Raw genomic sequence first — 16744 nt, forward strand, 5'->3', positions numbered from 1 at the left:
GCATTCGGCGTGCTCAGGTCGGGAAAAATATTTGATCCGGCCTTGCACGCCGCTTGACGGGGATAACAGTATCTACGTGAGCCATGGTTTCAGCCGATCAGCTTCAAGCCCGGCGGCAGCGCCTCGCCCAGCATGCGCCGGGTAGCTGTTTCATCCAGCTGTGTCACTTCGCTGACCATCGTTTGCCACAGGGGCGGGGCGCCCACGGCTTTCAGGCGGACGAGGATGGTGGCCCGCAGGTCGTCGCCGATGTCGCGCGAGCGGTCGCCCGTCATGCGCGCCAGGTGGGCGGCGGCAAACGCCGCCGGTTCCACTTTTTTCCAGTCCAGCGCCAGCAGCATCGTGAGCCATTCGGCCACGATGGCGCTGTCGACCACTTCGTGCGCGCTGCCGTGGAAGGGCTGGCGCGCGCCGACCCTGGCCAGCGCCCACAGGGTATTTGTGTCCGCCGCTTCGCCCCTTTTATCGGCCTTTTGCAGGCGCTTGATCAGCCAGGCGCCCACTTCGGCCTTGTAGGCGCCGGGGATGCGCTCGAGCGATGCGCCCAGGCGCAGCATGTCGTCGTCGCTGCCGTTCACGAGGGTGACGGGGCGGCTGCCGCGCTGGGCCGCATCGGCTTGCAGGTTGAAAGCGAAGTCGTCGAGCAGGCGCAGCTGCTGCTCCGAACTCAAGCCGCCGGCGACCCTGCGCCACAGGGTCCACCATTCGGCGCACACCTGGTTGTCCTTGTGATGCTGGACGCCCGCGTCGAACAGGGCCCACAACTGCTCGATGCGCCACGGGTCGAGCGCATCGCCATAACCGGGCCGCAAACAGTAGCCGGCCAGATTCAGCCACACCCGCTCATGCTCGGCGGAGCGGCGCCGGCCACGGGCGCGCAGCAGGAGGGCGTCGAACAGCTGGCGCAGCAAGGGTGTATCCCAGCTTTCGCGCCCGCCCAGTCCCCGTTCCAGGTGCTGGCGCAGCTGGCGCACTTCTTTGGTCTCGACCTTTTGCGCCTTGCCGCCGAAGATGCGCTCGATCTTCTCGATGGCTTCCTTCACGCGTGGCGGCACGCTGGACGTGTCGGCCTGCGTTTCCTCCTCGCCACGCAACTGGAATTCCAGCAACCACCGCTGGCCGGCATCGGCTTCGGCCACGCAGTGCACTTCCAAAGTCCCTACCTCGGTCATGACTGTAGCCAGCTGCACGGTGATCTCGCGCTTGTCATTGCCGTCGCTGGCGTGCAGCACGCTGGCCAGCGGCGGCAGGCGCAAGTATTCTCCGGCGTTCAGGTCGACGATCTCGCCCAGCTTGGGCGGCGTGCCCGACTCAAAGAGGGAAGTGGCCAGGTGGAAGCGCACGGGCCGGCCCAGGCGCAGCGCGAACAGGCGCTCCGTCAGGCGGATTTCCTCGCCGCTGGCACTGCCACGGGGCAGGATGCAGACGGCGCGATGGTCCTTGCCCGCCTCGCCCAGCACGAGGAAATAGCTGCGCGGCGAGCCGCCGCCGATGCGCGGCGCCTGGCCGCGCCGGGCCAGCGCGTAGGCGACGGCGCCACGGGCCACGGCCACGTCGGGATTATCGTTATGCAGGATGGTGAGGGGCTGACCGCGCCAGTGCGCCAGGGTCTCGGCCAGGCGGCGCGCCAGCGCGTCGGCGCGGAACACGCCGCCATTGAGCAGCAGGGTATCGGGCAGTGGCCCTTGGTGCTGCTGCAAAAAGCTGGCCAGGTGGCGCGTGATGGCCGCGTCCTGCGCATACGGCAGGCCGAATTCGACGATGCCGGCACGGCCTTTTTTTGCCGTGTCGCCCAGTTCCACCTTCGGAAAGAAGCCGTCGACCACCATGGCCGCCACTTCCTCGCGCGTGACGTCGGCGGAACGGCTGCCTCCAATCAGGCGCGAGCCGGCGCCCAGCAGGGTCACGGTGACGCTGTCGGGCGCGTCGGTGGAGAGCAGCAGCTCCTTGGCGGCGCGGCAGCGCTCCATCAGTTGTGACAAGCGTGCGGCGGACAGTTTCATGCCGCCTTCGACACCCGCCGCCATGCGCGTTTCCACCAGGTGGGCCAGCGCCAGGTCCATATTGTCGCCGCCGAGGATCAGGTGGTTGCCCACGCTGCTGCGCGTGAGCTGCGGTGTGCCGTCGTCATCGAAGACCACGTCGATCAGGCTGAAATCGGTGGTGCCGCCGCCCACGTCGCACACCAGAATGCGGCGCGTATTGGACAAGTCTTCGCGCAGGGTGGCGCGCTGGCGCTGCAGGAAGTCATAAAAGGCCGCTTGCGGCTCTTCCACCAGGCGCAGCGCGGGCAAGCCCGCCATGCGCGCCGCTGCCAATGTGAGTGCGCGCGCACCCTCGTCGAACGAGGCGGGGATGGTCAGCACCAGTTCCTGCTCTTCGAGGGGAGCGTGCGGAAAGCGGTGATTCCACGCGGCGCGCACGTAGGCGAGGTAGCTGGCACTGGCCGCCACGGGCGACACCTTGGCCACGTCGGCATCGGCGCCCCATGGCAAAATCGGCGCCTGGCGGTCCACGTTTGCATGCGACAGCCAGCTCTTCGCGCTGGAAACGAGCCGGCCCGGCACCTGGGCGCCGAGCTGACGCGCCAGTACGCCCAGCACGGCATGCTCCACCTCCTGTTGCGGCCACGGCAGCGGCAAGTCGCCCGCCGCCAGTTCGCCGGCGGCGGGGTGGTAGCGCAAGGAGGGCAGCAGGGGGCGTGCGCCCACTTCGCCGGGCGCGACCAGCTGCTCGATGGCGAACAGGTTTATTCCTGCCTGCGCATCGCCAGCCGCCGCATACGCCACCACCGTGTTGGTGGTGCCCAGGTCGATGCCGACCAGGAAGGCCGGCTTGCCCGCAGTGCTGCCCATGGCGCTTATTGCTGCGGCGTGCCGCGCACGTCGAATTCCACCTTCCAGCGCTCGGCGCCGTCAGGGGAAACGGCCAGCAGCTCCAGGGTGCCCGCTTCCGTGACTCTGGCGTGCAGCTTGACTTGCACGACGTCGCCGGCCTGACGGCCTTCGGCGGACAGCGTCGCCTGGATTTCGTTCAGCTCCTGCAATTCATCGGGACCCCAGAAGTCGAGCAAATCGCCGATCTGGTCGTTGCGGCGCGTGGACGAGGCGAAGAAGCGGAAATGCACGGGTTCGCCCACGACGAGGCCGAATTGCTGGCCCGGCAGTTCCAGTTCGCTGCCTTCTTCCATGCCGAACGGCGCCACGCACAGGGCCTGGATCGGCGGTTCCATGCCGGGGATGGCCGGCATGGCCGATTCGATGGCCACGTAAAAGGCGCTGGCCGTGCCGCCGCGGATGCGCACGCCGTGGCCGCGCCGCACGTAGCTGTAGTAGGCCGCGCCGCGCGCCACGGCCAGGTCCAGGTCGGCCCCGGCCAGCATGCGCGCCGGTTCCGCGCCTTCCATGTACAGCCAGTCGTTGACGGTGGCCATGATGCGCTGCACCAGCAAGTCCGACTTGAACACGCCGCCGTTGAACAGCACGGCCGTCGGGTGCAAGAAGCTGGCGCCTTGCGCCTGGCGGCCGGCAAAGCCTTCCAGTTCGGCCGTTGCTGCCACTTGCCGGCCCAGGAAGGCGGCCAGGTGGCGCGTGATGGCGGCGTCCTGCGCATACGGCAAGCCCAGTTGCGTCAGGCCGGCGCGCGTGCGCACGGCGGGGCGGCTCGACGCTTCCACCTGGGGGAAGAAGCCGTCGAGAATGAAGGTGGACACTTCCGCGCGCGTCAGTTCCGTGCGGATGGAGCCGCCGATCAGCTTCGAACCGCGGCTCGGCACGACGATCGGTGCCACATCGAGGCCGCTGTCGGCCAGCAGGCTTTCCTTGGCGCTGCGGCAGCCGTAGGTCAGCGCGCGCATTTGCCAGGCATCGAGTTGGGTGCCGTTGGCGGCCAGCTTGCGCGCCACCAGATGGGCCAGGGCCAGGTCCATATTGTCGCCGCCGAGCAGGATGTGTTCGCCGACGGCCACGCGGTGCGGTTCCAGCACGCCGTCGCGCTCGAGCACGGCGATCAGCGAAAAGTCGCTGGTGCCGCCGCCCACGTCGACCACTAAAATGATGTCGCCCGGCTTGACTTCCTTGCGCCAGCGGCCTTCGCTGGTCTGTATCCAGCTGTACAGTGCCGCCTGCGGCTCTTCCAGCAGGGTCAGCGAGGTGTAGCCGGCCGCCTGCGCCGCTTCCATCGTCAGCTCGCGCGCGGCAGGGTCGAACGAGGCGGGTATCGTCACCGTGATTTCCTGCTCGGCGAACGGCGCTTGCGGGTGGGCGTTGTCCCAGGCCTGGCGCAAATGCGTCAGGTAGCGCGTGGCGGCCGTGATCGGCGAAATGCGCGCCACTTCGGCTGGCGCGTCGTTCGGCAGGATCGCTGCGCGGCGGTCCACGCCCGGATGGCACAGCCAGCTTTTCGCGCTGGACACTAAACGGATCGGCGTGGTGGCGCCGCGGCTGCGAGCCATTTCGCCCACGACAAACGGCGCTTCGGCTTCCTCGGTGACCCAGGGCAGGGCCAGGTCGCCCGCCGCCACTTCGTCGGCGTGCGGCAGGTAAACGAAGGACGGCAGCAGCGACAATTCTTCGACGGTGCCCGGTGCTGACAGTTGCGGCACTTTCAGCACGCCGTGGCTGGACTTTTCGCCGTCGCTCTCGACCAGGTTCACATATGACAGGGCGCTGTGGGTGGTGCCCAGGTCGATGCCGATGGCGTAGCGCGGGGTGTTGTTGGCTTGATCGCTCACAGTTCCACCTCGGCCGGTGCCAGGATGGCGGCATCGTGCTGCTCGCTCAGCTTCGGCAGGCGCACGCTGGAGGCGCGCCAGCCGCGGTGGCTGAGGGTGCCCGTAAACGGCGCCGAGCCGACCACGTTGCCCGTCAGGCGTACTTGCGCGGAATCAAAACCTTCCTGCAGCACGATGCGGCTGCCCTCGGCTTCCTGGCGCACGGCGTCGATGGTGAAGTATTCGCGCATGACCTTGGCGCAGCCTTCATGCACGACACGGGCGGCCGCGCCGATGTCGGCATCGGCATGGCTGCCCAGGTTTTCCTGGGTGAAGTCGATCAAGCGCGCTTCGCGTTGCAGCAGGGCCAGCAATTGCAGGGCCGCGTCCGGCGTCGCTTCTTTCAAAATGACGGGGGCGGCTGCCGGCACGGGGGCTGGCGCCGGGGCCGGGGCCACTGGCGCCACAGGGGCGACCTCGGGCAGCGACAGCTTTTCCACGCGGGCCGCATAGGCGGCGTCCGACAGGGTGCTGAAGAAGGCGCCGAAGGCCAGCGGGACACGGCGCCAGAACGATGGGTGGGACGATGAGGTGCTCATAGGGAACTCGTTTCTCTGATCTGTAGGGAGGCGTCGGCGGCGCGCCCGGTGGCGGGGCCGCTTCGCAGGGTAGTGCATGTGCCGCGCCAATATGGCCGGCTGCGTTTGCCCGCATGATACCAGCTACCGGGCCGGCGCCAAAGTCACCGGCCCCCGCGCAGCGAGCCTGAGGCGTGGATTTTCTTTGTTCCTGCGCAAAGAAACACTGAATGTTGCGCCGCTTCGACTAAAATCGCGCATTATCTTTTCGCATTGCCTTTATGCCATGTCTGCCGACTTTTCCCCCGACTTTTCCATATATCTAGCCAGCAGCCTGTATATCGATAGCGATCATCCGGCCGTGCGTGCCAAGGCGGCCGAACTGGCGGCAGGCGCCGTAGGCGACGCCGCCATCGCGGCCCGCTGCTTTGCCTTCGTGCGCAACGAAGTCGCCCACAGCTGGGACTACCAGCGCAATCCCGTCACCTGCCGCGCGTCCGACGTCTTGCAACACGGCACGGGCTATTGCTATGCGAAGAGCCATCTGCTGGCCGCGCTGCTGCGCGCCAACGGCATCCCCGCTGGCCTGTGCTACCAGCGCCTGGCCGTGGGGGAAGCGGGCCCGCCGTTTTGCCTGCATGGCTTGAATGCCGTGTATCTGCAGGATGTTGGCTGGTACCGCATCGATGCGCGCGGCAACAAGCCAGGTGTCGCGGCCGCCTTCGCGCCGCCGCAGGAGCAACTGGCCTTTCCCGTGCTGGCGCCGGAAGAGCGCGATCTGCCGGAAATCTGGCCGGCACCGCTGCCGCAGGTGATCGCATCGCTGACCGGCCATGCCACGGTGCAGGACGTGGCCGCGCACTTGCCCGATATCGAATTGTTGCCGCTGAAAAAATAATCTCAAGAAAGAAATCATGAAAAAAGTGTATCTTGGTCTGTTCGGCCTGATGTTACTGGCCGGTTGCGGCGGCAAGGGCGAGAGCGGCGGGCAATCGAGCGCCGCGCGTCTCGACGGCAAGGAAAAAGGCAGCGAGTTTCTTGCCTATGAACACAATGTCAGCGTCGATACGAGCGAGGCGCAAGTGCGGCCCCTGTATGAAAAAGTGGTCGCCGCCTGCAAGGCCGATACGGAAAACGGCTGTCTGCTGCTCGATTCCAGCCTCGACAGCGGCCGCTACGTGCATGCGCGCATCAGCATGCGCGCCAAGCCGGCCGGCATCAAAAAGCTCGTTGCGCTGGTCGCGGCCGAAGGCGACGTCACCAGCCAGGGTACCAAGGTGGAAGACCTGGGCCGTCCTGTGCTCGACAGCAAGAAGCGCCTGGAGATGCTGAAACAGTACCAGGCGCAGCTGCAAGACCTGGAAAAGCGCTCTGGCGCGAACGTCGACGCCCTGATCAAGGTGACCAAGGAGCTGGCCACCGTGCAAGTGGAGCTGGAGCAGGCGACGGCGGCCAATGCGCTGTTGATGCAGCGCATCGACACGGACTTGCTGAACGTGATGATCAGCGCCGAAGGCAAGCAATCGTTCTGGCGCCCCGTCAAGCGCGCGCTGGGCAATTTCACGGACAACCTGTCGGAAGGCGTGGCCAACGCCATCACGGCCATGGCTTACATCCTGCCGTGGCTGATCGCTTTCGTGCTGCTGTTTCCGCTGGGCCGCAAGGGCTGGCGCCGTCTTCGTGGCGCGCCGCGCAAGGATTAAAGCCTCCGGCGCACCGTTTTACGGCAATTTGAAACCTGGCTGCACAGTCCTTGTGCAGCCAGGTTTTTTTTCGTGCGGCGAGCGCCGCGTGCACCATGGCGGACAGCTGTAGGCGCTGGCACGCATTCTGCTTTAACAACATGGCAGGCCCAGCTCGACCCCACGAACCCATCACAGGAGTCCCCATGTCACGACGCATCATCCTGAAAGCGGCCGCCGCCGGCGCATTCGCCCTGGCCACGTCCACCTGCATGCAGGCAGCCCTGGCCGCCGATACGATCAAGGTCGGCATCTTGCACTCCCTGTCGGGCACCATGGCCATCTCCGAAACGTCGCTCAAGGATGTGGCGCTGATGACGATTGCCGAGATCAATGCCAAAGGCGGCGTGCTGGGCAAGAAGCTGGAAGCCGTCGTCGTCGACCCGGCGTCGAACTGGCCTTTGTTCGCGGAAAAAGCGAGACAACTGGTGGCGCAGGATAAGGTGGCCGTGGTGTTCGGCTGCTGGACGTCCGTGTCGCGCAAGTCGGTTTTGCCCGTGTTCAAGGAACTCAACAGTCTGCTGTTTTACCCCGTGCAATACGAGGGCGAGGAGCTGGAAAAGAATGTGTTTTATACGGGCGCCGCGCCCAACCAGCAGGCGATCCCCGCCGTCGAATACCTGATGAGCACAGATGGCGGCGGGGCCAAGCGCTTCGTGCTGCTGGGCACGGATTACGTGTATCCGCGCACCACCAACAAGATCCTGCGCGCCTTCCTGAAAAGCAAGGGAGTCAAGGATAGCGATATCAGCGAGGTCTATACGCCGTTCGGCCATGCCGACTATCAAACCATCGTCGCCAATATCAAGAAGTTTTCCACGGGCGGCAAGACGGCCGTCATTTCCACCATCAATGGCGATTCCAACGTGCCGTTCTACAAGGAACTGGGCAATGCGGGCTTGAAAGCGACGGACGTGCCCGTCGTCGCGTTTTCCGTGGGCGAGGAAGAGCTGCGCGGCATCGATACCAAACCCTTGCTCGGTCACCTGGCGGCGTGGAATTACTTTGAATCCGTCAAGAACCCCGTGAATACCGCTTTCATCAAGCAGTGGAAGGCGTACGCCGTGGCGCAAAAACTGCCGAACGCGGGTTCGGTGGTGACGAACGACCCGATGGAAGCGACCTATGTGGGCATCCACATGTGGGCGCAAGCCGTGGAAAAGGCGAAATCGACGGACACGGACAAGGTGATCGCCGCCATGGCGGGCCAGAGCGTCAAGGCGCCATCGGGCTTCACCCTGACCATGGATGCAACGAACCACCACTTGCACAAGCCCGTGATGATCGGCGAGATCAAGGCCGATGGGCAATTCAATGTCGTGTGGAAAACCAAGGAACCGATACGCGCCCAGCCGTGGAGCCCGTTTATCAAGGGCAATGAGGGCAAGCAGAAGCTGTAAAAAGCTTGCGCGTCGATTCGTCGCCGCAACCCCAGGCAAAGAGCTGGGGTCAGACCCGGCGGGTCTGACCCCTGTCCTTGTCTTGGGGGAAGGATACCTATCAAGACATCGGCTTTACTACATGGAATCCATGCACATGCAGCTTCTCCCCAAACTGCTGGTCCTCGCCTGCCTGTTGCTATCCTCGCTGGCGCAGGCCGCCATCCCTCCCGACCTGCTCAAGCCGCTGGCCGGCGACGATCCCGACGCCAGGGTCGCCGCCGTGGCGCAGATCGCCGCCTTGGCCACGCCCGAGGCTGCCAAGGTGCTGCAAGCGCTGCAGGACGACGCCTTGTACGCCGCGCCCGACGGCAAGGTGTACATCGTTGACGGCGAGCAGGCGGTTGACCCGGCAATCGGACGGAACGTGCCGCTGCCCGACGGCATCGATGGCGTGATGGTCAACAACCGCTTGCGCGCGGCCGTGGCAGGCGCCTTGTCGGGTTTGCAGCTGCTGGCGCCGGAGCGCAGCGCCCGCCTGGCCGCCGCGCAAGCCTTGCAAAAGGCGGTCGACCCCGCGCAGCTTCCGTTGATCCGCACCGCGCTGGCGCGGGAAAGCGACGCTGAAATTCAACAACTATTGCAAGTGCTGATCGCCAGCGCCAACCTGCATGCACCCGACGCCGCCACGCGCAAGGCCGCCGTGCAGGCGCTGGCGGGCAGCAGCGATGCGCGCCTGCTGCCGGTGCTGCAAGCCATGCTGGAGCAGGGCGGCGAACCCGACGAAGCCGTGCAGCTGGCCGCCATCGACACCATGCGCCAGATCAAGGGCAGAGTGGCGCGCATGGAATTGGCCGGCAATGTGTTTTACGGCATCTCGCTGGGCAGCGTGCTGCTGTTGGCCGCGCTGGGCCTGGCCATCACCTTCGGCCTGATGGGCATCATCAATATGGCGCATGGCGAATTGCTGATGATAGGCGCTTACACGACCTATCTGTGCCAGCTGTTTTTCCGCACCTATCTGCCTGGCCTGCAGGATGCGTATCTGCTGGCCGCCTTGCCGGCCGCGTTTTTTGTTGCCGGCCTGGTGGGCGTGGCACTGGAACGCACGGTGATCCGCTGGTTGTACGGGCGGCCGCTGGAAACCCTGCTGGCCACCTGGGGCATCAGCCTGATCCTCATGCAGCTGGTCCGCACGATCTTCGGCGCGCAAAACGTGGAAGTGGCCAACCCGGCCTGGATGTCGGGCGGCGTCACCGTGCTGGGCGGTCTCGTGCTGCCGTACAACCGCCTGGCCATCATCGGCTTTGCCATCGTCGTGGTGGTGGCCGTGTGGTTGATCCTCAACAAGACGCGGCTGGGACTGTTCGTGCGGGCCGTTACGCAAAACCGCCGCATGGCCGATTGCGTGGGCGTGGCCACGGGCAAGGTCGACATGCTGACTTTCGGCCTCGGTTCCGGCATCGCTGGGCTCGGCGGCGTGGCCCTGTCGCAGCTGGGCAATGTGGGTCCGGACCTGGGCCAAAGCTACATCGTCGATTCCTTCATGGTGGTGGTGCTGGGCGGCGTGGGCCAGCTGGCCGGCACCGTGATCGCCGCGCTGGGCCTGGGCGAAGTCAACAAATTCCTCGAACCGGTGGCGGGCGCCGTGCTGGCGAAGATCGCCATCCTGGTATTCATCATCATTTTCATCCAGCGCCGGCCGCAGGGCCTGTTTGCCATGAAGGGACGCAGCGTCGAATGACTACCTCCTACCCGATCAAACAGGGCCTGTTCACGCGGCCCGTCTGGCTGGTCATCGCCGCCTGCAGCGTGCTGGCGGCGCTGCTGCCGATCTTTAATCTGATGTTTGCCGAAGGCCATGCGTTGCATGTGTCCGCCTACACGGTGGCGCTGGTGGGCAAGTTCATGTGCTACGCGCTGGCCGCGCTGGCGCTGGACCTCGTCTGGGGCTATACGGGTATCTTGTCGCTGGGACACGGCGTGTTCTTTGCCTTGGGCGCGTATGCGCACGGCATGTATCTGATGCGCGCCATCGGCGACCAGGGCCAGTACCGCAGCAGCTTGCCCGACTTCATGGTCTTTCTCGACTGGAAAACCTACCCGTGGTACTGGGCCTTCACGGAACACTTCTGGTATTGCATGGCCCTCGTCGTGCTGGTGCCGGGCGTGCTCGCCTTCGTCTTCGGCTACTTTGCGTTTCGCTCGCGCATCAAGGGCGTGTATTTTTCCATCATCACGCAAGCGATGACGTATGCCTTCATGCTCTTGTTCTTCCGCAATGACACCGGCTTTGGCGGCAACAACGGTTTCACGGATTTCAAGACGATATTGGGCCATAACATCACGGCACCCGCCACCCGGGCCGTGCTGTTCCTGCTGACCCTGGCCTTCCTGCTGGCGGCCTTGATCGGCGCGCGCGCCATCGTCCGCTCGAAACTGGGCAGGGTGCTGCAGGGCGTGCGCGACAGCGAAGCGCGGCTGATGTTCCTCGGCTACAACCCGCTGTGGTTCAAGCTGTTCGTCTGGACCTTGTCGGCCGTGCTGTGCGGCATCGCAGGCGCCCTGTACGTGCCGCAGGTGGGCATCATCAATCCGTCCGAGATGTCGCCCGCGAACTCCATCGAGATGGTCGTGTGGGTGGCGGTGGGCGGGCGCGGTACCTTGCTCGGTCCGATTCTGGGCGCCTTTACCGTGAACGGCTTGAAAAGCTGGTTCACGGCCGTCTTGCCGGAATTGTGGCTGTTCGCGCTGGGTTTGCTGTTCATCGGCGTCACCCTGTTCATGCAGCAGGGCATGCTCGGTATGTTGAACAAGCTCAAACGTAAAAAAGTCGCCATCGTGGCAGAGGAGGCCGCATGAGCATCCGCATGTTGTCCGGCATGGCCGGCACCGAGGCTGGCCCCACGTATGCGCGCGTAAAAGGCGAGGGCGTCGATACGACGCATGGCGCCATTTTGTATCTGGAAGACATCAGCGTGTCGTTCGACGGCTTCAAGGCCATTAATAAACTGAGCCTCGATATTTCCGTGGGCGAGCTGCGCTGCATTATCGGCCCGAATGGCGCGGGCAAGACGACGATGATGGATGTCATCACGGGCAAGACGCGGCCCACGTCCGGCACGGCCTGGTTTGGCCAGACCATGAACCTGGCCACCATGACGGAAGCGCAAATCGCCCATGCGGGCATCGGCCGCAAGTTCCAGCGCCCCACCGTGTTCGAGCAGCACACGGTGTTCGACAACCTGGAATTGGCGATGAAAATGGACAAGCGCGTGGCGCCCACCCTGTTTGCGCGCCTGACGTCCGAGCAGGAAGGCAGGATCGAATCGGTCTTGCGCCTGATCCGCCTGAACGGCCACGAGGCGCGGCCGGCCGGTTTGCTGTCGCACGGGCAAAAGCAATGGCTGGAAATCGGCATGCTCCTGATGCAGGAGCCGCAGCTGATTTTATTGGATGAACCCGTGGCCGGCATGTCGGACGCGGAAACGGCGCGCACGGCGGAACTCCTCAATGAATTGCGCGGCAAGCATTCGATCATGGTCGTCGAGCACGACATGGGTTTCGTCACGGAGATCGCTCAGCAAGGCATCGTTACCGTGCTGCATGAAGGTGCCGTGCTGGCGCAGGGGCGCATGGACGAAGTGCAAGCGGACGAGAGAGTCATCGAAGTCTATCTGGGAAGATAATAAGGGGAGATCGCAGGCCATGCTCGAAGTGCAACAATTAAATCAATACTATGGCTCCTCGCACACCTTGCGCGGCATCGACCTGTCGGCGCGCAAGGGCGAATGCCTGGCCTTGCTAGGACGTAATGGCGTGGGCAAGACGACCTTGCTCAAATGCCTGATGGGCGTGCTGCCCGTGGCGCAGGGCAAGGTGGTGTTCCAGGGGCGCGATATCACGAAGCTGGCGCCGCATGCGCGCGCCAGGCTGGGCATCGCTTACGTGCCGCAGGGGCGCGACATCTTTGCGCGCTTGACGGTCGAGGAAAACTTGCTGATGGGCATGGCGGTGAAGCGGGGCAGGTTGGCCTCGCGCATTGATCCCCACGTGTATGAGCTGTTTCCCGTGCTCAAGGAGATGCTGCAGCGACGCGGCGGCGATTTGTCCGGCGGGCAACAGCAGCAACTGGCCATCGCCCGCGCCCTGCTGGCCGAGCCGCAATTGATCATCTTTGACGAGCCGACGGAGGGTATCCAGCCCTCCGTCATCAAGGATATCGGCAGGGTCATTTCCTTGTTGAAACAGCGGGGCGACATGGCCATCGTGCTGTGCGAACAGTATTTCGATTTCGCCCGCGAACTGGCCGACGAGTTCATCGTGCTGTCGCGCGGCAGCGTGGTGGCCAGCGGCAAGGCGGAACAGATGGATGGCGATGAGGTGAAGCGGCACTTGGCCGTGTAAGGTCAGACGAGCTGGAACCAGCCCAGCACGGCGCCGGCCGCCAGCAGCCACAATAAATGGATCTTAGTGCGCCAGATGATCAGGCCGGCCACGATGGACAGGCTCCACAGGGGCCAGTCGGTGCGGATGTCATGGTTGGCGCCGCCCAGTATCATGCCCGTGGAAATCAGGAGGGCGACGACGATGGGCGCCATGCCTTGCTTGAAGGCGCGCACGGGGCGCAGGTCGCGGTTGCGGTAGCCCCACTGGGCCGCCACATAGGTGAGGGTGGTGCTGGGCAGCATGATGCCCACCATCGTGATGAACACGCCGAGATAGGCGGCCGTGTAGCTGCCCGCATTCATGCCCACGTTCCAGCCCATCAGGGCGACGAACAGCACATTGGGGCCGGGAGCGGCCTGGGCGATGGCGATCGACTCGTTGAATTGCGCCTGTGTCAGCCAGCCATGCTGTTCGACGAGGAAGCGGTGCATTTCGGAAGTGGTGGAAATGGCGCCGCCAATCGACATCAGCGACAGCATCAGGTAGTGGCCGAACAGGTTCAGCCAGTCGCCCGCGCTTAACACCAGTTGCAGGGGCGGATTCATCTGGACAGCTTTCGATAAGTGAGCAGGCAGCCGATGCCGCCCAGACCCAGCAGGATGTACAGCAGGGGCCAGCGCAGCACGGCCACCATCAGCACGCCCAGCACGGTGATGGACAAGGTCAGCCACAGGGGCAGCGGATGCCTGGCCAGTGCGGTGGCCAGCTTCACACCCGTGGCGGCGATCATGCCGGCCGAGACGGCGGCCATGCCGCGCAGTGCGCCCGCCATCTGCGGATTGTCGCCAAAGCGCGTGTACAGCACGCCCAGCACGAGCACGATGACGAGGGGGGCGGTCAGCATGCCGGCCAGCGCCGTCAGCGCGCCTTTCAAACCGAAATAGCGCCCGCCCACCATCAGCGACAGGTTGACGACATTCGGCCCGGGCATGATCTGCGCCACGGCCCAGTCCTCGAGGAATTCCTCCTGCGTCAGCCAGCGCTTGCGCTCGACCATCTCGCGCTGGATCACGGCCAGCACGCCGCCAAAGCCTTGCAGGGCCAGCCAGGTGAACGAGAAGAACAGGTCGGCAAGCGAGGCCGGTTGCGGACGGGGCTGGTCGGGTTGGGGAGTGGATGAGGCGGCGGGCATGCACGATTATGGCCGTGCCTGCTCCGCCTTGTCCATGCCTATCTCCATGCCGTCTAGCCGCCGCCCACGCCGGCGATGACCACGCCCGTGCCGCCGCACATGACGCAAGGCTGGCCATTGTCCGTGTTGCCCCTGCCCATGCAATGCGTGCAGACGTTTTCGCCCGTGCCGGGCGTGCCGGGCGGGGCGATGTCGCCAGGATGTTGCTCAGAATCCGGTGTTGTATTCATGTCGTGTCTCCTTTGCATGCAGGGCGGGAGCTGCGCGATGGCGGCCAAATCCCATGGTAGGCCGGCGCCGCGTGAGGCGTTTGACCTGCCTTAAGGTGCGCGGCCTTGCATCCCCGAAAAAAACTGCATTGCAATAGCTGGCTGGCATTGACATCGCGCGTTTTTCAGCAATACTTTCGCTGTCGCCTTCCGCGCTGGCCATGCTGGTGCCGGTCCCCGCTGCTGCATCCCGCCACCGTCGCTTTCTTCAGGAGTCATCGATCATGCCTCATTCCACAGAAACGCTGCATATGCCCGCCAAAACCGTGGTGCTGCATGCCCGCGTCGACCAGAAGATGTCCGATATCGTCAATCTGGGCATCGCCGTGCAGGCAGCCTTCAGCACCTTGTGCGCGCTGGAATACCTGAAGTCATACAATGTCGCCCCCGACCTGATCGAGCGCGTGCTGCTGCATCCGGAGCAGCGCCGCCAGACCGTGCACTGAGTATCCTCGCGGCAACTGTATTGCCGGCAGCGTTGGCCCGGTGTTGTCGGATTGATCATTACGGCTCAGTTATGCACAAATGATGGGCTAACGAAATTGGCGAAATAATTTTCTTGTGATTATGTGTGACTTTCTAAGTGTTTGATTTTAATGGATTTTATTTTTGCTGTTTGATTGAGCAGTTTATTGAAAGCCGCACGGGCTGTGGCTTTGAAGGCTGTCAATAGGCCCTTATCCACAAAGATATCCACAGTCCGTGTGGATATCTGAAAAAGCGCTTAACAATCCGCCACTTAGGAAAAAGGGGCGGGCCAGCGCCTGCTTTCGGCGCGCGAGATGGGCCAAAATGGGGCATGGCACAAGCCTGTATGCCTATCCAGTGCTCTTGTTTTTATGACTGAAAGTAGCGGCCCCGTTCAGGGCGTGCCGCCGGCCGGCGCCGCTGGCGTGTCGCCGCACTGGGCCAGGGCGGCAGCCAGTTCGGCGACTTGCTGCTCCGCTTCGCGCAAGGTGGCATAGGTGCGCAGCGAGGCGATCACAGTGGTAAACAACTTGCGCGTGGTCAGGTCCGTCTTGCACCAGAAATCGTTGATGTCGTAATCGATGATGATGCGGTGTTCCAGCGCCTGGCCGGGCTGGCCCGTGCGCAGGATGATGCGCACGGCGCTGTTGTGCAGCTCTTCGCGGATCTGGCGTGCCACTTGCAGTCCGGCATCCTGGGTTTCCATGATCACATCGAGCAGCACCACGGCGATATCGGAAGTGCCGCGCAGCAAGGTGAGCGCCTCGGCGCCCGAGTACGCGTGCAAAAAGCTCAGCCTGCGGCCCTGGAAGCTGGCCTGGCTGAGGGCGAACTTGGTCACCACGTGCACATCGACATCGTCATCGACGATCAGCACGCGCCATGGCGCCGCAGTGGCAGGCTCTGCCGCCGCGTCTGCCCGTTCCAGCGGTTCGTCGACCAGCCAGTCCGGTTCGTCCGCTCCCTTGGCGGCGTTGTCGCTATCCATGTTCATGCGTTTATCCACCGTTGATCGTGCTTGCTACTCCACACTATGCCAGTCTACGGGGTTTGTCAAAACAATGCTGTTCAAGCAAGACGGCCTGGGCCAGGGTTGCTTATGCACAGCAAAATATATTTTCATTGTGGCAAAGTAACTTTGTTCGAGCGCAAATTCGTGATTGCAAGTCATTGATTTCATTGGGGTAAAAAATTGCCTGTGAAATCAGCAAATTGTTGAAACCCGCATCAATACTGGTGTTGCGGCTTGTCAAGAGGGGCTTATCAACAACTTTATCCACAGTTGCTGTGGATATCTAAAAAAGCCGTGCAAAAACCGGGGCTTAGCGCCCGTTCATGCGGCAAGGTGACAGCATTCATGCGGCCAGTCCAAGCCCGCCCAGCTGGGCAAAGGCGTGCAGGAAGCGCTGCTTGGCTTCGGCCGGGCCCATGGCGTCGATTATACCGGGCAAGGGGGCGATGCCGTCAAGGTAAGCCCAGCGTTCGGCCGAGTGCGGCATCAGGTCGCGCTTTTCCGTGGCCAGCGCGATCAGGTCGGCCCGCTTGATCGGTGCGTAATCGGAAAAATCCAGCCCATATGTGGCGGCGATGATGGCGCTGACCTTGTCTTCCAGCACGGCAAACTCGGGCAGCAACACTTTCAAGGGCTTCACCATGTCGCCCAGATAGGCTTCGGCCGCGTCGTGCAGCAGGGCGGCCAGGCGCAAATGGGGCGGCACCAGTTCGGCGACGATCAGGCTGTGCTGGGCGACCGAGTAAAACACTTGCGTCTGTCCATTGAAGCGGCACTGGTACGCGAGGCCGTGGGCAATGTCTTCAATGGCTACCTTGTCGATATGCGGACGCAAGGGATAAAAACGGTTGCCTGAATAAGTGGAAACGTAGTCGGTGGTAATCATTGCCATGGCACGGTTCTCGGAACGCTCAAGATGCTTCATCGTACACCCGATGGCATGGGCTTGCCCCGGCTGCCGTGCACAGGCGTCGGGCTGCTGAGCCTATGCATCTTGGCAAAGC

16 protein-coding genes are annotated in these 16744 nt (G+C 63.8%); 8 read left to right on the top strand and 8 right to left on the bottom strand.

Annotated elements, in window-relative coordinates; all coding sequences use genetic code 11:
- Positions 1 to 89 precede the first annotated feature (89 nt).
- From AC1Q6X_RS25085 to AC1Q6X_RS25095, 3 genes are read right to left on the bottom strand one after another with little or no spacing between them, the layout of a single operon-like run.
- Entirely contained in the window at positions 90 to 2855 is a 2766-nt protein-coding gene (locus tag AC1Q6X_RS25085) for an Hsp70 family protein (RefSeq protein WP_492498735.1), read from the bottom strand.
- A 5-nt stretch (positions 2856 to 2860) separates the two neighbouring features.
- Positions 2861 to 4732: an Hsp70 family protein gene (locus tag AC1Q6X_RS25090; protein ID WP_492498736.1), complete on the bottom strand. Its 1872-nt coding sequence runs from the start codon at positions 4730 to 4732 to the stop codon at positions 2861 to 2863.
- Positions 4729 to 5310, bottom strand: a complete 582-nt coding sequence (locus AC1Q6X_RS25095) for a DUF2760 domain-containing protein (protein ID WP_492498737.1) — start codon at positions 5308 to 5310, stop codon at positions 4729 to 4731. Before AC1Q6X_RS25095 ends, AC1Q6X_RS25090 begins: the two co-directional genes overlap by 4 nt.
- 265 nt (positions 5311 to 5575) lie before the next feature.
- Between AC1Q6X_RS25095 and AC1Q6X_RS25100 the strand changes: the two genes are divergently transcribed.
- The 7 genes from AC1Q6X_RS25100 to urtE all read left to right on the top strand — a co-directional run bounded on the left by AC1Q6X_RS25100 (position 5576) and on the right by urtE (position 12817).
- Positions 5576 to 6187 (top strand): transglutaminase-like domain-containing protein, encoded by a 612-nt coding sequence (locus AC1Q6X_RS25100; RefSeq protein WP_492498738.1) that lies wholly within the window; start codon positions 5576 to 5578, stop codon positions 6185 to 6187.
- Positions 6188 to 6203: 16 nt separating this feature from the next.
- Complete coding sequence (locus tag AC1Q6X_RS25105; protein WP_492498739.1) at positions 6204 to 6992, top strand: DUF4349 domain-containing protein; 789 nt, start codon at positions 6204 to 6206, stop codon at positions 6990 to 6992.
- Between the two features lie 185 nt (positions 6993 to 7177).
- Complete coding sequence (gene urtA / locus AC1Q6X_RS25110) at positions 7178 to 8431, top strand: urea ABC transporter substrate-binding protein (RefSeq protein WP_492498741.1); 1254 nt, start codon at positions 7178 to 7180, stop codon at positions 8429 to 8431.
- A gap of 136 nt (positions 8432 to 8567) precedes the next feature.
- Positions 8568 to 10154: an urea ABC transporter permease subunit UrtB gene (gene urtB, locus AC1Q6X_RS25115; protein ID WP_492498742.1), complete on the top strand. Its 1587-nt coding sequence runs from the start codon at positions 8568 to 8570 to the stop codon at positions 10152 to 10154.
- Entirely contained in the window at positions 10151 to 11272 is a 1122-nt protein-coding gene (gene urtC, locus AC1Q6X_RS25120) for an urea ABC transporter permease subunit UrtC (RefSeq protein ID WP_492498743.1), read from the top strand. Before urtB ends, urtC begins: the two co-directional genes overlap by 4 nt.
- Positions 11269 to 12099: an urea ABC transporter ATP-binding protein UrtD gene (gene urtD / locus AC1Q6X_RS25125; protein WP_492498744.1), complete on the top strand. Its 831-nt coding sequence runs from the start codon at positions 11269 to 11271 to the stop codon at positions 12097 to 12099. The genes urtC and urtD overlap by 4 nt, the downstream gene beginning before the upstream one ends.
- A 19-nt stretch (positions 12100 to 12118) precedes the next feature.
- Positions 12119 to 12817, top strand: a complete 699-nt coding sequence (gene urtE, locus AC1Q6X_RS25130; protein WP_492498745.1) for an urea ABC transporter ATP-binding subunit UrtE — start codon at positions 12119 to 12121, stop codon at positions 12815 to 12817.
- Between the two features lie 2 nt (positions 12818 to 12819).
- Here urtE and AC1Q6X_RS25135 read toward each other — a convergent pair whose 3' ends face one another.
- Genes AC1Q6X_RS25135 through AC1Q6X_RS25145 form a run of 3 tightly spaced genes read right to left on the bottom strand, consistent with a single transcriptional unit; the run spans position 12820 to position 14221 of the window.
- Positions 12820 to 13404: a chromate transporter gene (locus tag AC1Q6X_RS25135; protein ID WP_070222258.1), complete on the bottom strand. Its 585-nt coding sequence runs from the start codon at positions 13402 to 13404 to the stop codon at positions 12820 to 12822.
- Positions 13401 to 13991 (bottom strand): chromate transporter, encoded by a 591-nt coding sequence (locus AC1Q6X_RS25140; RefSeq protein ID WP_070222256.1) that lies wholly within the window; start codon positions 13989 to 13991, stop codon positions 13401 to 13403. Before AC1Q6X_RS25140 ends, AC1Q6X_RS25135 begins: the two co-directional genes overlap by 4 nt.
- A 53-nt stretch (positions 13992 to 14044) precedes the next feature.
- The gene (locus AC1Q6X_RS25145) at positions 14045 to 14221 is read right to left on the bottom strand and encodes a hypothetical protein (protein WP_175444697.1); all 177 of its coding nucleotides are present in this window, start codon (positions 14219 to 14221) and stop codon (positions 14045 to 14047) included.
- A gap of 263 nt (positions 14222 to 14484) precedes the next feature.
- On the opposite strand from AC1Q6X_RS25145, the gene AC1Q6X_RS25150 reads away from it, so the two are divergent.
- The gene (locus AC1Q6X_RS25150) at positions 14485 to 14706 is read left to right on the top strand and encodes a hypothetical protein (protein WP_070222254.1); all 222 of its coding nucleotides are present in this window, start codon (positions 14485 to 14487) and stop codon (positions 14704 to 14706) included.
- Positions 14707 to 15122: 416 nt separating this feature from the next.
- Here AC1Q6X_RS25150 and AC1Q6X_RS25155 read toward each other — a convergent pair whose 3' ends face one another.
- On the bottom strand, positions 15123 to 15722 hold the full coding sequence (locus AC1Q6X_RS25155; RefSeq protein WP_227742005.1) for a response regulator: 600 nt from the start codon (positions 15720 to 15722) through the stop codon (positions 15123 to 15125).
- Between the two features lie 361 nt (positions 15723 to 16083).
- Positions 16084 to 16632: a phosphohydrolase gene (locus AC1Q6X_RS25160; RefSeq protein WP_083293695.1), complete on the bottom strand. Its 549-nt coding sequence runs from the start codon at positions 16630 to 16632 to the stop codon at positions 16084 to 16086.
- Positions 16633 to 16744 lie beyond the last annotated feature (112 nt).

The sequence above is a fragment of the Janthinobacterium sp. GW823-FHT06H09 genome (assembly GCF_058794735.1).